At 66.8% G+C, this 15,953-nt stretch carries 14 protein-coding genes; 2 read left to right on the forward strand and 12 right to left on the reverse strand.

The window, feature by feature from the left end; all coding sequences use genetic code 11:
- The first annotated feature begins 36 nt into the window (after window positions 1-36).
- Together ACZ0AA_RS09145 and ACZ0AA_RS09150 are read left to right on the forward strand one after the other, a co-directional pair.
- Entirely contained in the window at window positions 37-2,178 is a 2,142-nt protein-coding gene (locus ACZ0AA_RS09145) for a hypothetical protein (RefSeq protein WP_463512716.1), read from the forward strand.
- A 34-nt stretch (window positions 2,179-2,212) separates the two neighbouring features.
- Window positions 2,213-3,274: a glycosyltransferase family 61 protein gene (locus tag ACZ0AA_RS09150; protein ID WP_463512717.1), complete on the forward strand. Its 1,062-nt coding sequence runs from the start codon at window positions 2,213-2,215 to the stop codon at window positions 3,272-3,274.
- A gap of 138 nt (window positions 3,275-3,412) precedes the next feature.
- Here the strand turns inward: ACZ0AA_RS09150 and ACZ0AA_RS09155 are convergent, their stop codons facing one another.
- The 12 genes from ACZ0AA_RS09155 to ACZ0AA_RS09210 all read right to left on the reverse strand — a co-directional run bounded on the left by ACZ0AA_RS09155 (window position 3,413) and on the right by ACZ0AA_RS09210 (window position 15,924).
- Window positions 3,413-4,066 carry a VanZ family protein gene (locus ACZ0AA_RS09155; RefSeq protein WP_463512718.1) on the reverse strand — a complete coding sequence of 218 codons (654 nt, stop codon included), beginning with the start codon at window positions 4,064-4,066 and terminating at the stop codon, window positions 3,413-3,415.
- 190 nt (window positions 4,067-4,256) lie between these two features.
- Entirely contained in the window at window positions 4,257-5,447 is a 1,191-nt protein-coding gene (gene tuf / locus ACZ0AA_RS09160; RefSeq protein WP_116635678.1) for an elongation factor Tu, read from the reverse strand.
- Window positions 5,448-5,595: 148 nt separating this feature from the next.
- Complete coding sequence (gene fusA, locus ACZ0AA_RS09165) at window positions 5,596-7,713, reverse strand: elongation factor G (protein ID WP_463512719.1); 2,118 nt, start codon at window positions 7,711-7,713, stop codon at window positions 5,596-5,598.
- Window positions 7,714-7,797: 84 nt separating this feature from the next.
- A complete protein-coding gene (gene rpsG, locus ACZ0AA_RS09170) occupies window positions 7,798-8,268 on the reverse strand; it encodes a 30S ribosomal protein S7 (protein ID WP_042538706.1) in 471 nt (156 codons plus the stop codon).
- 5 nt (window positions 8,269-8,273) lie between these two features.
- Entirely contained in the window at window positions 8,274-8,642 is a 369-nt protein-coding gene (gene rpsL / locus ACZ0AA_RS09175) for a 30S ribosomal protein S12 (RefSeq protein ID WP_042538704.1), read from the reverse strand.
- Between the two features lie 221 nt (window positions 8,643-8,863).
- On the reverse strand, window positions 8,864-12,586 hold the full coding sequence (locus tag ACZ0AA_RS09180; RefSeq protein WP_463512720.1) for an SCO7613 C-terminal domain-containing membrane protein: 3,723 nt from the start codon (window positions 12,584-12,586) through the stop codon (window positions 8,864-8,866).
- Window positions 12,586-12,804, reverse strand: coding sequence for a helix-turn-helix domain-containing protein (locus ACZ0AA_RS09185; RefSeq protein ID WP_140037917.1), 219 nt, complete (start codon window positions 12,802-12,804; stop codon window positions 12,586-12,588). The genes ACZ0AA_RS09180 and ACZ0AA_RS09185 overlap by 1 nt, the downstream gene beginning before the upstream one ends.
- The gene (locus ACZ0AA_RS09190; RefSeq protein ID WP_400866101.1) at window positions 12,804-13,280 is read right to left on the reverse strand and encodes a DUF2975 domain-containing protein; all 477 of its coding nucleotides are present in this window, start codon (window positions 13,278-13,280) and stop codon (window positions 12,804-12,806) included. Before ACZ0AA_RS09190 ends, ACZ0AA_RS09185 begins: the two co-directional genes overlap by 1 nt.
- A 140-nt stretch (window positions 13,281-13,420) precedes the next feature.
- The gene (locus ACZ0AA_RS09195) at window positions 13,421-14,068 is read right to left on the reverse strand and encodes a spermidine/putrescine ABC transporter substrate-binding protein (protein ID WP_400866103.1); all 648 of its coding nucleotides are present in this window, start codon (window positions 14,066-14,068) and stop codon (window positions 13,421-13,423) included.
- 60 nt (window positions 14,069-14,128) lie between these two features.
- The gene (locus tag ACZ0AA_RS09200; RefSeq protein WP_463512721.1) at window positions 14,129-14,560 is read right to left on the reverse strand and encodes a hypothetical protein; all 432 of its coding nucleotides are present in this window, start codon (window positions 14,558-14,560) and stop codon (window positions 14,129-14,131) included.
- 68 nt (window positions 14,561-14,628) lie between these two features.
- A complete protein-coding gene (locus ACZ0AA_RS09205; protein WP_400866107.1) occupies window positions 14,629-15,639 on the reverse strand; it encodes an MFS transporter in 1,011 nt (336 codons plus the stop codon).
- A gap of 132 nt (window positions 15,640-15,771) precedes the next feature.
- Window positions 15,772-15,924: a hypothetical protein gene (locus ACZ0AA_RS09210; RefSeq protein ID WP_400866110.1), complete on the reverse strand. Its 153-nt coding sequence runs from the start codon at window positions 15,922-15,924 to the stop codon at window positions 15,772-15,774.
- Between the last annotated feature and the right edge of the window lie 29 nt (window positions 15,925-15,953).

Raw genomic sequence — 15,953 nt, forward strand, 5'->3', positions numbered from 1 at the left:
CGCGCCTGCGCGAAGAGGATTGGGAGTGGCTGGACAATGAGCGACTATGTGTTCATCAGTGACCGGACTGGCCAGGCTGCACAGATCCTCAACAACCGGTCCTCTTCCTTGATCGCGGCGCTCGGATACCGCTCGGAAGGCGCGGAGCTCCTGGTCTCAGCGAACCGACGCATGGCAGCCATGCACTTCTCACGCTCCACGCACCTCTATCGCGCGAGCGATCAGAGGCACACGGATCTAGACGGCGCGGTGACCCTGCTCAAGGGCCATGCGATCAGGCGTGGCCGGGACGATGCCCATCTCCTGACCGCCGAGGCGATCGCCCGCGAGATCACGGGCGGAGGCTCGCCGACTCTGCGCGAACGCCTCGTCGGCGACTACGGCATCTGTCACTTCGGTGGAGGTGACGCGACCTTCGTGAGTGACCCCCTGTCGATGGTCCCGCTCTTCTACCACGAGGCCGGGGACGGGACATGCATCGTCACCACGCGACCGCGTTTGATTCAGGCCCTGATGCCGCACTTGGACTTCGACTACCGAAGCCTCGCCTGGCAGGCGATCGCATTCTGGCCCTTGGGAGAGGACACCCTGGTCAGCGGCATTCGTCGCGTGCCCCAGGGTGGCTGGCTCGGAATCAAGGACAGCGGCGTTCTGGTCCATGAGCGTCCTCTCTCTTATCTCAACCGTCAAGACGGCGGCGAGATGCGCGCGGAACTCGCGAGAGATCCCGAAGCGGTATTGGACCGGGTGGTCGGCGAGATGGCAGGCTCGCTTCGAGCTGTGTTCGACACGGGAGCGAGGGTGAACCTGGCGCTCACCGGTGGCCGTGATTCTCGCGCCATCGCGGCCTTGGCGACCATGACCGGGCCGCTCCCGGGCACTCTGGCGGCGTTCTCCAACGGTGTCCCGGATCACCCCGATGTCGTCGTGGGCCGTAGCGTCGCCGAGGCGATCGGCGCTGAGTTCACCAACAACATTCCCAAGCCGGCGAGCTTCTCCTCGGGAGACATATTCAGGCAGCGGCTCGGCGCGGTCTTCCGCTACGACGGAATGCTGCCGATCTGGGATGGCGGAGGGAGCGCGGGCATCTCGCCCGCGGTACTGCTCCAGGGCCACGTGGGTGAGGTGTATCGGGACAAGTGGTTCAGCACTCCGTATGCATCTCCCGAAGATTTCGCTCAGAGGATGTTCGCGGGAGCCAACGTCGATCCGAATGATCTCCTGAGGGCGGACGCTGCCGCAGACCTCAAGGAACAACTCGTTGAGCGCGCACGCTATTACGTCGACAGCGGTGCCAGCGTGGCCCAGCTCGGAGGCGTCTTCCGCATCGAGGGCATGCAGTCATGGGAGAGCGCACAGTTCTCCCAAGGAGCATTGTGGGCGAGCCACCCCGTGCATCCTCTCTATGACCCGGACCTGATCGATCTCTCTTTCCTGGCTCCGCCGGAATGGCGAAACGACGAGCGCATCCATTACGAGATCGTGAAGCGGAGTCGTTTCGATCTGGTCGACCTGCCGTTCGCCGAGCACGGTTGGCACGGCGGATTGGAACTGAATGCGGGGTGCAGCGCCGTCCACGTGCCTCCCGTGCGGAACACCCGCCAGCTCGTGTCGGCGTCCGGCTGGCAATCTGCTCTGTTCTTCAAGTCCCCCTTGCAGCGGCGCTTCCTTCAGATCATCGACGAATGCGGATCGAGCCCGCTCTGGGACTACTTCGACAAGGAGAAGGCGAGGTCCGCCATCACGGACGCTCGCGCGGACATCCCGTCGATCAAGATGACCCGGCTCTACTCACTCCTGACATCTCTGTGCTACGCGCACGGCTATGAGCTCCCGCTCAAGTTCAACGCCGAGGCGGGAACGGAGACGCTCGAAGCGCGAACGGTCTTGCGCGCGAAGTCGGGCACAGCCGTGCTGTTCGACGGGCGTCAGAAAGGGACACCTGTCGATCTCACCGCTTCCGAGGCGCTCGACGGCATTCCCGTAGCGGACGCGCCCGACCTCGTCATCGATGCCGCGTCCGGTAACGACGCAGCTTTTGCGAGGGACACGGACGTCTACGATCTCCATCTCGAGCTGCGACAGGTCGCGAACGAGAGACGCAAACTCGAAACTGAGCTGCGCGCCGTACGGCGCGAATTGGATTCTTTGCGCAAGCGCGATTCCCACGCTGTGTGATCAAGCGTCTGATCGATCACGAGGTGAGGATCTCATGAACACTGATGACTCAATCGACGAAATGTGGAAGGTCTATCCCTTCCCGCGTATGGCGGACGGCCAGCTCACGTCGCAGGTAGTAACGGAAGCCGTCCTCTCTCGGGCCGAGAGCGGTTCAGTATATTGGGATGCGCCAAATCCAAGACGGAGTTTTGTCAGAGGCGCTGTCTACGATGAACGGGGTCGAATCGTTCATATGTCCCAACGCAAGGGTGGGATGAACGCCGACATGGTGCTATCCGTGAACCCTCCCGTGCTCTCGCCACGGGAGAAGCGCGAGGCTCAGGCCCATGCCATCGCAGGGCACTGGCTCTACGCTGGGAGCTGGATGCATGGGTTCGGTCATTTTCTCGTTGAAACCTTGCCTACTCTCTGGCCGCTGGCCAATGCCGACGCGAACTTTGATGGCATCTGTGCCCATCGCTTCAACTCGCTCCAAACCCACGATTGGCAGTTTGAACTTGCGGGCTTGCTGAGCGCGAGTGGCCAAGTGGAGGTGATCGATGATCGCCCCGCGACCGTTGAACAGCTGACAGTCCCTACTCGGGCGTACCACTATCAGGTAGCGATCGATCCGATCGCGCAGACGGTGTGGGACCTCGTCGCGGAGCGCGCGACGATCGGCGCTCCCGTGTCGCACGACCGCCCCGTTTACCTCAGTCGCACAAGGTTTCAGCGCGATCAAGCATCGCGCGGAGTCGTGACGGGTCGCGAATTCCGCAACGCCGAAGAGGTTGATGCACTGTTCGAGAGCGCAGGCTTTCTCGTCGTCTTCCCGGAGACGCTGTCGGCGACAGAGCAGGTCCGATTGGCCAGATCCGCCTCAGTTCTTGCAGGACCGTCAGGATCGGCTCTGCATCTGAGTGTCTTTGCGCGGCCTGGCGCGCGCGTTATTGAGGTCGGCGACGCCCGAACAGGTTCGTCCTTGGTTGCTACGCAGAAGGCAATTTCCTCAGTGAAAAGGCAGCCCACTGCCAAGATCCCTTATGTCGCCGGCGCGGAGGGAGAAGTGGATATCCGCGTCAGTAGTGGACTGCTGGATCGTCTGATGTCATGAGCGAATCCCCAGCTGGGAGTGGGTTCACGGAGTCCCAGCGCCCGCGCTGAAGATCGCCGTCGTTATTCTGCCCAGCCGAGGGCGCGTGCATCTCATTCTCCACCGATCGACGAGCCATGCGGCAGCCTCTTCGGGAACCTAGACCGGGATCCGCACCGTGGGCGCGTCCCCCGTCTCCCAGAAGTCCGCGTCCAGCACACGGGTCACCGGGTCGGGCTCCTCCGCCCGGACGTAGGCGGGCTGCGACGAACGAGCCGCCGCACGCGCGGCATTCTGCCGTTGCAGTTCGGCCGCGGCGGCGCGACGCTCCCACAGCTCGCGTTCGATCATCGTGCGATCCCTGGCGTGGATCATCGCCCTCAGGATCATCGCGAGCAGCAGACCCAGGTATCCGCCGACCGTGTTGGCGAGCACGTCGAGATCGGTCGAGACGCGCTCGTCGAGGGCGATGCCCTGCGTGAACTCGATCGCACCCGAGAAGGCCGGGAGGAGGAAGATCGCGACCCACCACGCCTTGCGTGCGAGTGCCAGGCCCAGCAGGAAACCGAGCGGCACGAACATGCCGATGTTCGCCACGAACTCCAGTTCGTTGTAGTCGAACCGCTCGGGCACGCCGAGGTTGTGCAGTGCGCGGAGCACACGGCCGGCGATGCTGTCGAACTCGAGCTGCTCAGGCTGCGGCCACATCGTGACCAGCAGCACGAACGCGGAGTACACGATCAGCAGCAGCGTCGAGATCCACAGCCGCGCATGGCTCCGCGGCGGCGGGGGTCCCACCTGGATCTGGGTCATGGTCGCGTTCCTCTCTCCTGCCCGAGGCCGGGCGACGGCGATGCCCGCAGGCACGCTCCGGCCATGCTATCCATCAGGAATCGTGTCTCGCCGCGAAGTAGCCGAGAACGCCACGCGCGCGGACGGACCGCCCGGGTACGACAAAGGGGCCGGACCCGAAGGTCCGACCCCTGTGCGAGAAAGCAGATGCTTACTTGATGATCTTCGTGACCGTACCGGCGCCGACGGTGCGTCCACCCTCACGGATGGCGAAGCCGAGGCCCTCTTCCATGGCGATCGGCTGGATCAGCTCGACCGTCACGTCAGTGGTGTCGCCGGGCATGACCATCTCGGTGCCCTCGGGCAGCGTGATGACGCCGGTGACGTCGGTGGTGCGGAAGTAGAACTGCGGGCGGTAGTTCGTGTAGAACGGGTTGTGACGCCCACCCTCATCCTTCGACAGGATGTACGCGGTACCGGCGAAGTCGGTGTGCGGCGTGACCGAACCCGGCTTGACGATGACCTGACCGCGCTCGACGTCCTCACGCTTCGTGCCACGGAGCAGGAGACCACAGTTCTCGCCGGCCCATGCCTCGTCGAGCTGCTTGTGGAACATCTCGATACCCGTGACCGTGGTCTTGACGGTCGGACGGAGTCCGACGATCTCGACCTCGGAGTTGATGGCCAGCGTGCCACGCTCGGCGCGGCCGGTGACGACGGTTCCACGACCGGTGATCGTGAAGACGTCCTCGACGGGCATCAGGAACGGCTTGTCCTTGTCGCGCACCGGGTCCGGAACGTGCTCGTCGACGGCCTCCATGAGGTCGAGGATGGACTGGGTCCACTTCTCGTCACCCTCGAGGGCCTTCAGAGCGGAGACGCGGACGACAGGAGCGTCCTCGGCGAAGCCCTGCGAGGCGAGCAGCTCGGAGACCTCGAGCTCGACGAGCTCCAGGATCTCCTCGTCGTCGACCATGTCGGACTTGTTCAGCGCGACGAGCAGGTACGGCACGCCGACCTGCTTGGCGAGCAGCACGTGCTCACGCGTCTGAGCCATCGGGCCGTCGGTGGCGGCGACCACGAGGATCGCGCCGTCCATCTGAGCAGCACCGGTGATCATGTTCTTGACGTAGTCGGCGTGGCCGGGGGCGTCAACGTGCGCGTAGTGGCGCTTCGGGGTCTCGTACTCGATGTGCGAGATGTTGATGGTGATTCCACGCTGGCGCTCTTCCGGCGCCGAGTCGATGGAAGCGAAGTCGCGCTGCACGTTGGTGTCAGACGGGAACTTGTCAGCAAGCACCTTCGAGATCGCTGCGGAGAGCGTGGTCTTGCCGTGGTCAACGTGACCGATGGTTCCGATGTTGACGTGCGGCTTGGTCCGCTCGAACTTGGCCTTAGCCACTGGGTCCTCCTCAGGACGTCATGTAGAGGGTGCCGGGCACTGGTTTGCGACCGGTTCTCTACGGGTGTGAATCTCAGTTTAGTAGAGAGGGAATGTGAAGTTGTAGGTGACCTGGGAGCCGAGCCTGAACCCGGCTCCCAGGAAAGTGTTACTCGCCGCCCTGGTGCTTCTGGACGATCTCGTCGGCCACAGCGCGGGGAACCTCAGCGTAGCTGTTGAACTCCATCGAGTAGACCGCGCGGCCCGAGGTCTTCGAGCGCAGGTCGCCGATGTAGCCGAACATCTCGGACAGCGGGACGTGTGCACGGACGACCTTGACGCCTGCGGCGTCTTCCATCGACTGGATCTGGCCACGACGCGAGTTCAGGTCGCCGATGACGTCGCCCATGTACTCCTCAGGAGTACGCACCTCGACCGCCATCAGCGGCTCGAGGAGCGCCGGGCTCGCCCGACGAAGAGCTTCCTTCATACCCATCGATCCTGCGATCTTGAACGCCATCTCCGAGGAGTCGACGTCGTGGGCCGCACCATCGACGATCGTCGCCTTGACGCCGACGATCGGGTAGCCGGCGAGCACGCCGACGTTCATCGCGTCCTGGAAGCCGGCATCGATCGAGCCGATGTACTCACGCGGGATGCGACCACCCGTGACCGAGTTGACGAATTCGTACGTCTTGTCGTCGTCGAGGTCGAGCGGCTCGATGTTGAACTGGATCTTCGCGAACTGACCCGATCCACCGGTCTGCTTCTTGTGCGTGTAGTCGTACTTCTCGACGCCCTTGCGGATCGTCTCGCGGTACGCCACCTGCGGCTTGCCGACGTTGGCCTCGACGTTGAACTCGCGCTTCATGCGGTCGACGAGGATGTCGAGGTGCAGCTCGCCCATGCCCTTGATGGTCGTCTGACCGGTCTCGGGGTTGAGCTCCGTGCGGAAGGTCGGGTCCTCTTCAGCGAGCTTCTGGATGGCGACACCCAGCTTCTCCTGGTCGGCCTTGGTCTTCGGCTCGATCGCGACCTCGATGACGGGCTCGGGGAACGTCATCGACTCGAGCACGACGGGCGCTGCCGGGTCGGTGAGGGTGTCACCGGTGGTGGTGTCCTTCAGACCGATGACGGCGTAGATGTTGCCCGCGGTGACCGAGGGAACAGGGATCTCCTTGTTGGCGTGCATCTGGAAGATCTTCCCGATGCGCTCCTTCTTGCCCTTGGTCGAGTTGATGACCGCGGCGCCGGAGTCGAGCTGGCCCGAGTAGACGCGCACGTAGGTCAGACGACCGAAGAACGGGTGCACCGCGACCTTGAACGCGAGAGCCGCGAACGGGTCCTTCGCGTCGGGGTGACGCTCGATGATCGTGTCGTAGTCCTTGGGGTCGTGCGCCTCGATCGAGCCCACGTCGAGCGGGTTCGGGAGGTAGTCGACGACGGCATCCAGCATCGGCTGCACGCCACGGTTCTTGAACGCCGAGCCACACAGGACCGGGTAGATCTCGGAAGCCACGGTGAGCTTGCGGATCGCGCCCTTGATCTCGGCGACGGTCAGCTCTTCGCCACCGAAGAACTTCTCGAGCAGAGCGTCGTCGGTCTCGGCGACGGTCTCGAGGAGCTGCTGACGGTACTCGTCCGCCTTGTCCTTGAGGTCGGCCGGGATCTCCTGGACCTCGTAGGAGGCGCCCATGGTGACGTCACCCTTCGAGTCGCCGGCCCAGACGAGGGCACGCATCTCGACGAGGTCGATGACGCCGACGAAGTCGTTCTCTGCACCGATGGGCAGCTGGATGACCAGCGGCTTGGCGCCGAGGCGGTTGATGATGGTGTCGACGGTGAAGTAGAAGTCCGCCCCGAGCTTGTCCATCTTGTTGACGAAGCAGATGCGGGGGACGTTGTACTTGTCGGCCTGACGCCACACGGTCTCGGACTGGGGCTCGACGCCCTCCTTGCCGTCGAACACTGCGACGGCACCGTCGAGGACGCGGAGCGAGCGCTCCACCTCGACCGTGAAGTCCACGTGACCGGGGGTGTCGATGATGTTGATCTGGTTCTTGTTCCAGTAGCAGGTCACGGCGGCAGACGTGATCGTGATGCCGCGCTCCTTCTCCTGCTCCATCCAGTCGGTGGTCGAGGCACCGTCGTGGGTCTCGCCGAGCTTGTGGTTGACGCCCGTGTAGAACAGGATGCGCTCGGTGGTGGTGGTCTTGCCGGCATCGATGTGAGCCATGATGCCGATGTTCCGAACCTTGCTCAGGTCGGTGAGCACGTCTTGTGCCACAGGAGTGTCCTTATCTTTTTGGCAGTCTTGCTGCGAAGAGGGGGTGCCTGCCCCCGGCGTGTGGCCGGGGGCAGGCGAAGCTGTTTACCAGCGGTAGTGAGCGAACGCGCGGTTCGACTCGGCCATCTTGTGCGTGTCCTCGCGGCGCTTGACCGCTGCGCCGAGACCGTTCGACGCGTCGAGGATCTCGTTCTGGAGACGCTCGGTCATCGTCTTCTCACGACGACCCTTGGCGTAGCTGACGAGCCAGCGCAGCGCGAGGGTGTTCGCGCGGTGCGGCTTGACCTCGACCGGAACCTGGTAGGTCGAGCCACCGACGCGGCGGCTCTTGACCTCGAGAGTCGGGCGCACGTTGTCGAGCGCCTTCTTCAGAGTGGCGACGGCATCCTGACCGTTCTTCGCCTCGACGCCCTTGAGGGCGTTGTAGACGATCGACTCGGCGAGCGACTTCTTGCCGTCGACCAGGATCTTGTTGACCAGCTGGCTGACGATCGGAGCGCCGTATACCGGGTCGTTGACGACGGGACGCTTGGGGGCGGGACCCTTACGAGGCATTGGACTCAGCCCTTCTTTGCGCCGTAGAGGCTGCGAGCCTGCTTACGGTTCTTGACGGCCTGGGTGTCCAGGGCGCCACGGACGATCTTGTAGCGAACACCGGGGAGGTCCTTGACACGACCACCGCGGACGAGCACCAGGGAGTGCTCCTGGAGGTTGTGACCCTCACCCGGGATGTAGGCGGTCACCTCGGTGCCGTTGCGGAGCTTCACACGAGCGACCTTGCGCATCGCCGAGTTCGGCTTCTTCGGGGTGGTGGTGTAGACGCGGGTGCAGACCCCGGCCTGCTGCGGGTTCGACTTGAGTGCGGGCGCCTTGGTCTTGGTGACCTTGGGCGAGCGACCCTTGCGAACCAACTGCTGAATGGTTGGCACGTTCTCTCCTCATAATGCTGCACGGTGACAGCGTGATGGGTTTCACATCAGTGACCCACCGGCACGCCGGAATCGACGTGCCTTTTGTGGTGGTGGGTATGCCGTGGGGGCGGACCGGCATGGTGCCGACGCCCAGCGTGCACGTCGAGACGTGCACACACCTGATCAAGTGTAATGCCACGTAACCTGGTGGTCAAATGGCGGCCGCGGTCCTGCCGCGCTCACCGCAGATCCCGGACGCGCGCGGCCACGCCGCTCCCCTCCCCCGTTCGACGTTCGGCGGTGACCGCGATGATCAGCAGCACGGCACCCATCACCGCGAGAGTGATCCACCAGGGCATCGACTCCACTCCCCGCCCGATCTGCACCGAGAACACGAACACGTTCTCGACCGGCAGCACGACGAGGCCGAGGAGGAACGGCGCGGCGAGCCGTTCGCGAGAGCCCACGAGGATCGCGATCAGGGCGAGCACCATCACGAGGATCGCTCGCCAGGTCAGGGGGTCGGTGAAGGTCGAGACGATCGACGCGATCATCATCGTGACGATGCCTGGCGCGAGCAGCGCCCAGGACCCGGTCCAGCGGCCCGGCCAGCTGTCGAGCGTGGGGCGCGCGCCGCCGAACTCCGACGGCTGCCGTCGCAGGGCGAGTGCTCCGGCGAGCAGGAGGAACGCCCCCAGTGGCAGGGAGAACCATTCGACGCGCAGATCCCGAGGACTCCACGCCACGACGGCGGTCACGAATGCGATGGCGAAGAGGAACCACACCGGCGGGGCCGTGGTCTCGCGTCGGCTCACGCGGTGTGCGATGACGACGGTCGCCACGAGGTAGCCGAGCATCAGCATCCACATCGGCCAGATCGAGAACCAGTCGCGCTCGATCGCGAACCAGGTGCCGACCGCGAGGGCGAATGCAGCGGGTGCGCCGAGCCACCTCGTGGTGCGCAGCACCGAGTTCTCGGCCGATGCACGTCTGATCCCGCGGCCGGCGAGCAGCAGAGCCGAGGCTCCGGCGGCGCTCACCCCGAAGCAGCACAGGAAGAGGGCCAGCCCGTGGACCGAGGCCAGATCCCAGCCCAGACCGAGGCGGACGCCCTGCAGCGGCCCGACGATCGCCGCGAGTGCCGCGGCCGCGAGGATCGGAACGCGCAGAGCGCCCAGTCGGTGCAGGCGGGACCCTGCCCGAACCCTGCCCAGAAGCATCTCGGAGACCAGCAGTGCCCACGACGCGGCGAGAAGCCCGCCGACCCGCCACGCGACAGCAGGCTGATCGGCAGACGATCCGGCGAACGCGACGGCCGCGAGCAGCGGGGCGACGGCGGTGAGGACCCCTGCGGAGAACAGCGCCGTCGACCGGCGACCGCGAAGCGTGAGGAGCAGACCGACGAGAGCGGCCCCGAGAGTGGGCGGCAGGAGGTAGGCCTCGAGCACGTCGACGCCGGCGATGCCCCAGGTGCACCAGAGGGCGCCCGTGAATGCGGCCCCGGCGACCAGCCACGCATAGCGACGAGCGGCGAAGAGTGCGGCGGCGACCGCTCCGAGACCGATGATCAGCAGCACCACGAGAGCCGTACCGAGGCCGGCTGCCTCGCGTTCGAGAGACAGCGCCGTCGCGATCGCTCCGGTGAGCAGCGCCGAGGCCTCGATGGCGGCGCGAGCGGCGCTCACCGTGCGCGCGGGATGGCCTCTGGCGACGAGCAGATCACTCACGAGCGAGGAGGATGCGAGGGCGAGCGCGACGATGACAGCCACGATCGGCAGGACGATCGGAGATCCGCTCGATGCCAGGAGCTGCGCACCGAGGCAGACGACGACCACGGCGAGCGTCGGCACGAGCATCGCGGCCGCCATCGAGCGGACCAGCAGTGTGAGCCCCGGTCGCCGGGTGAGCAGCAACGTCATCGCCAGCACGGACATGAGCCCGGTCGAGAGCGCGGTCCAGCCGCTGCGCTCGATCAGGACTTGAAGCACTCCGATTCCGAACGGCACCGCCGAGACGACGAGGATCGCCTGCCATGAGCGAGCGCCGATCGCCGTGAGATGGGTGGCCGCTATGGCGACCAGCAGGCCGGACGACGCAGTGAGGCACAGCTGGGCGATGCCGTCGACGCCGCTCTCTGCGAGCGCCGTCGCCACCAGGACCAGACCGTAGGCGAAGCCGGCGCCGACGTAGAGGAATCGCCACCGGGCAGGACGCACGGCTGCGAGCGCGGCCACAGCGAGGAGGGTCGCCACCCCGGCCGGCGGGACGATCGACGGCTCACGCCAGGCCACCATCGCCGCCGCGGCGAGAGCGAGATGAGCGGCGAGGAGCAGGATCGGACGGATGCCCCTGCCTGCAATCCGGTGAGGCATCCACCGCAGCATCGCCGAGATCGCCAGGACCATCCCGATCAGCACGGCGACGGACGCCGGCAGCACGAGCAGACCGCCGCAGCCGAGCACGAGCACCGCGACGACGGCGAAGGCGACCGCGAGTCGCGACGCGGTCGCGGCGAAGAACCGCACGCCGTCGCGTCCGCGGGCGAGCGCACTGTAAGCGGCCAGACCACCGCTGACCGCGACGAGCCCGATCGGGCCTCCCCACCCCGCGACGCCCCCGCCGGTCAGCACCGGGCCCTGTCGGAGGAAGGCGATCACGGTCGTCGCGCCGGTGATTCCGGCGAGCATCAGCAGCACGGCTGACGGCACGGCGAACACGGTCAAGGCCCCCGCGACGGTGTACGCGCGTGGCACGCGAGATGGCAGCGGCGCCAGCACCCCGACCAGCACCAGCGCGACGGATGCCACCGCCGGGACGATGGCGAAGTGCCACGTCATGTCGAGCTCGCGGATGCCGGGGACTCCCCAGACGGCGAGCACCAGCGCCGTGGACCCAGTCGCTCCCGCGGCGTACGCCCACAGCGGTCGGAGCATGCGTCTTGCGGCGATCACGGCGTGTGCTGCGATGAGGAGGAGCAGTCCGCTCGCGGTGAACAGCGTCGTCGTCATATCGCCGTCGAGGCTCACCAGCAGGAGGAGTGCGCTGGCGACGGCGAGCAGCTGCACGGCGACGAGAGTGGTGCGCTCGACCAGCGGCAGCCTGATCCACTCGACGATCGCGGCACCCGCGAACGCGACGCCGATCGCGCCGACGGCGCCCGAGAGCGGGGTGCCGCCGGCGGCGCCGAGCATCGCCGGCGCGACCGACAGCGCCACCACCGCGGTCCACTGCCAGATCCGGATGCCGAAGCGCCTGCCGACTCCGAGCACCGCGAGCGCGGCGACGGCAGTGGCGACCGACGCGGTGCCCCAGGGGTCGATCTCCGGCGCGGCGAGTTGGGCGACCGCGTGCACGTCGAGGCCGGCGAACACGAGGCCGAGGCCGCCGACCGCTTCGGCGGAGAAGCGCAGGCCGCGGCGGGACAGCAGCCAGGCACCGCCGAGGAACAGCAGAGTGATCAACCCCACGATCACGCTGCGCAGAGCGCGATCCGCGAGATCGGGGTTGAAATAGGTGAAGACGATCGCTGCGACGGCGAACAGCCCGGCCCCGGCCGTCGCCAGGACGGACTGCAGAGTCGCGCTGCTCTGCGGGGATGCCTCTGCGCTCCGCGCGTCTCTGCCAGGCGGGGGCGGTGGCGGCCCGGCCGCCTTGGCCGTCGCGGGAGTCGGCGCCTCTGCCATGGGGACGGTCACCCGCGTCGTGGCGATGGCCGTCTGAACGACAGGGACGCGACGGAGGGTCTCGTCCCGAGCGCGGATCGCGACGGCAGCCGCGAGCGACGCCTTCCAGATCTCGATGCCGATCGGGCCACGAAGGTCGGAACCGCATCGCGCACAGCATCCGCCGTCCAGCGTCCACTGGCACACCGGACAGGTCCCCCCGTCGAGCAGATGCCGGGCGACCGCTTCACCCCAGGTGATCGACGGCGCCTCTGCGCCCGGGGCCGACATGGTGGTCATCACTGCTCCTCGGAATCGGGAACCCAGCGCAGAATGTCCCCGGGCTGGCATTCGAGCACGCGGCAGATCGCCTCGAGGGTCGTGAAGCGCACGGCCTTGGCTCGACCGTTCTTGAGCACGGCGACGTTGGCCGGGGTGATGCCGATCGCATCGGCGAAGTCCTGCACGCTCATCTTCTTGATCGCGAGCTGGACGTCGAGGTCGATGACGATCGGCATCAGACGACCTCCGACATGTCCTGCTCGAGTTCGAGAGCCTTGCGGAGCAGACCTCGCAGCACGACGACCAGCAGCGCGAGCGCCGCACTCACCACGATGCCCAGCACCGCGAGCAGTGTCAGCGACAGCGACACGGCACGGCTGGCGACGATGACCAGATATGACGCGAGGATGACGGCTCCGGCCGCGATGAGAGCACCGAGGATGATGTCGACGTAGCGGAACGCCTCGACACGGAAGATGCGATCGTCCTGCACCAGCGAGAGCAGGAACCAGATGCATACGAGCGTCACCTGGATCAGGGCGAGGAAGAGCACGGCACCGATGACGCCGGGGACCTCGAGCCACGCGACGTCCGGATTGCGCTGGGCCGTGATCCGGGCCACCTCGGGGATGACCAGGGTCTGGCTCGCCAGCAGGAGTGCGAGAAGAACGATGATCAGCGCCTTGAGAACGCGAGTGACACGAGGATGCATGGGTTGCCCTATCGATCGCCAATGGGTATCTATCGAAAAACGATACCCAGCGGACGCGCGACAGCGCCAGCGACAAGCACGGCTCTCAGCGGATCCGCAGGCAGCGCCCCTGACGCACGGGGGCGCGGCGCATGCGGGCGCTACGACTGATCTGCGTCGAACGGCGAGTCGAGAGAGTCGGTGAGTTCGGCCAGCAGCGCCTCGATCTGGGGCTCGACGTGCTGCGAGATCGCCGCCTGGATGTAGAGGCGATGACGCAGCAGGATGCCGCAGATCTCACGGCCCACCATGTTCGCGTACTCGTCGGCGAGGGCGACCTCTTGCCGCAGAGCGACCTTCGCCTCGTCGCTCAACGGGGGCAGCGGCGGCAGATCCGCCACGGCCTCGTCGGCCATCCCGGCGATCGTGAAGAGGAACGGTGCGCCCGGAACCGGCTCCGGGTCGAGCGGCAGCCCGTCGAACTCGGGATCAAGGCCGTCAGCCGGACGGTAGCTGCGCGCCCGATTGCGCGCCGCCTGCTGGTCGAGCTCGCGCTGCAGCATCGGCAGGTTCCTGGCGGTGTACTCGGCCACCGCGTGATCGACGATCGTCTTGATCCGCGTGGACAGGCCGTGCTGCACACCGTGCGGCGTGTTCGCGCCGATACCCGCCGCAGACAGGATCGGAGACCCTAGGCAACGTCGACAGGGCGCGACCCGACCGCGATGGGTCGCCGGCTCCCAGCGCGGCACCCAGCGCAACCAGGCTTCTACGGCCTGGTCGACCTGCGTCTCCAATGAGCGCTCCACACATAGAGCGTACGGCGCGGGCGCGGCGGACGCGGAGATTTCCCGCATCACGGCGGGGCGTCACTCGTCCTCGTCGTGCTCCCAGGGCCACTGCGGATGCTGTGCGCGCGTGCGGCGCAAGGCGATGCCACCCCAGGCCGCGATCGCGGCGGCGGCGAGGAGAACTGCGCTCGCACCCCCGCGGACCAGGTCGCCCGCGACGGCCGTCGCTACGACGAGGTCGCCACTGGCGGCGGCGACGCCGATCCACACGACGACGAGGTGCGCGAGCGCTGCGGCCAGTGCGACCCCCGGTGCCGATACGAACGACGGTCGCGTCCGCCGCAGCGAAGACCAGAGCGACAGTGCGAACGCCACCACCGCCCCCAGCATCGCGATCGCACCGGGCAGCGGACCGAGGCCAGGCACCGCGATGATGTCGCTGTCGGTCGCGATGCTCACCGCGCCGAGACCGAACACGGCGAGGGCGAAGAAGCTGATCGTGGCGAGCACCAGCGCCAGAATGACCGAAACCCCCGGGGACTCGGGTCCACGGGGGTTCGGTGATGACATGTTCGTGACTACCTCGCCAGCGTCGGGCCGGCCTCGAGCGTGCGCTCGTACTCGCGCTGCGCTTCGGCGTTGAGCTCGGTCTTGCGCGCCCCGCTGCGGGCGACCCACGCGCCGAACCAGATGGTCAGCTCACGGGCGAACACGAATGCCGCGATGGCGAGCGGGTGGAAGAGCTGCGCGCCGATGAGCTCGCTGCCCTCCCGAGCAGTGAGCAGCCAGAAGGGCGCCTCGAAGAGAGCGCCGAGGATGTGGCCGCCATAGGCGATGAGACCGACGATGATGCCGAAGACCACCCAGAGTCCCCAGCGCCCGCGGTTGATGAACGCACCCAGCAGCCAGAATCCGAGGAAGAACACCACCACAGGAACCCAGAAGCCCCAGGTCGTCAGAGGAGCGAGGGCGGCTTCGCCGATGTTCTCGCCGGTGATGTCGCCTGCGACGGCGCGGAGGCCGAGCGTCGCGCCCAGGTAGAGGATCGCGAAGGCGATGGTCGCCAGCAGACCGATCGCGCCTGCGGTGCCGCGGTTGCCGCGTTCGCGGGGCGGCTCAGGAGCCTGGACGAAGATCGGCTGCTGCTGGACCGGCACGACGACCGGCTCGGCGGCTGCGGGCTCCGAGGGGACGATCCGGGTCTCGGTGTGGTCGGCCGACGCGTAGGCGGCTCCGGCCAGTGCCGACTGCTCGTGCGCCGCAGGCGGCGTGTACGCGGCGGTTGCGTCGACATCCGTGTTCCACGACTTCGTCGTGTCGTCTGCGTCGTCGAGGTACTTCGGGTCGTTGAGCTCCGGCGTGGAGAAGGTGCCGGGGTGGTCGTTCTCGGCAGCCTCGAAGGCTGCGACATCGGGGTCGACGACGGGCTGGGTCGGTGCCGGAGCCGACGTCTCGTGCGTGGGGTCCGCGGGCGTGCCGTGCACGCCTGCACTCGCTGCGGCGGCGTCGTCGAGTCCAGCGTTCGCGCTGTCGACGACGTCGTTGACGTCTTTCGGCCGCTCGGGCTGGGGAACCTCGGGGTCACTCATGGGTGCGCCTCTCATCGGATGTGTGCTCTGCGAGATTACCGCCGCCCGCCCGCGCCTCGGCGGAGGCGTGCCGACGTGTCGCCGAGCCCGTGATCGCGCGCCTCGGCCGCCGGACGGGGCCCGACGGCACCGCTACGGAAGGGTGGAGCGGAGGGTGTCGCCGACGAACGAGGCCACGACCGGCACTATCGGCATCGAGAACCAGATCAGAGCCCCCACCACGCCGATGCACAGCACTGCGGCGATCCAGCTGATCACCACGTTCCGCCCTCCGACACGCGTCATGCCATCACGCTACGACCCGCCGGCGGATC

Source organism: Microbacterium sp. AC035 (genome assembly GCF_979258485.1).

What these genes read in the sequence shown, in the direction of transcription:
- ACZ0AA_RS09145 (WP_463512716.1), top strand. Translation starts at nt 37, where the DNA reads ATGAGCGACTATGTGTTCATCAGTGACCGGACTGGCCAGGCTGCACAG.
- ACZ0AA_RS09150 (WP_463512717.1), top strand. Translation starts at nt 2,213, where the DNA reads ATGAACACTGATGACTCAATCGACGAAATGTGGAAGGTCTATCCCTTC.
- ACZ0AA_RS09155 (WP_463512718.1), bottom strand. Translation starts at nt 4,066, where the DNA reads ATGACCCAGATCCAGGTGGGACCCCCGCCGCCGCGGAGCCATGCGCGG.
- rpsG (WP_042538706.1), bottom strand. Translation starts at nt 8,268, where the DNA reads ATGCCTCGTAAGGGTCCCGCCCCCAAGCGTCCCGTCGTCAACGACCCG.
- ACZ0AA_RS09180 (WP_463512720.1), bottom strand. Translation starts at nt 12,586, where the DNA reads ATGACCACCATGTCGGCCCCGGGCGCAGAGGCGCCGTCGATCACCTGG.
- ACZ0AA_RS09185 (WP_140037917.1), bottom strand. Translation starts at nt 12,804, where the DNA reads ATGCCGATCGTCATCGACCTCGACGTCCAGCTCGCGATCAAGAAGATG.
- ACZ0AA_RS09190 (WP_400866101.1), bottom strand. Translation starts at nt 13,280, where the DNA reads ATGCATCCTCGTGTCACTCGCGTTCTCAAGGCGCTGATCATCGTTCTT.
- ACZ0AA_RS09205 (WP_400866107.1), bottom strand. Translation starts at nt 15,639, where the DNA reads ATGAGTGACCCCGAGGTTCCCCAGCCCGAGCGGCCGAAAGACGTCAAC.
- ACZ0AA_RS09210 (WP_400866110.1), bottom strand. Translation starts at nt 15,924, where the DNA reads ATGACGCGTGTCGGAGGGCGGAACGTGGTGATCAGCTGGATCGCCGCA.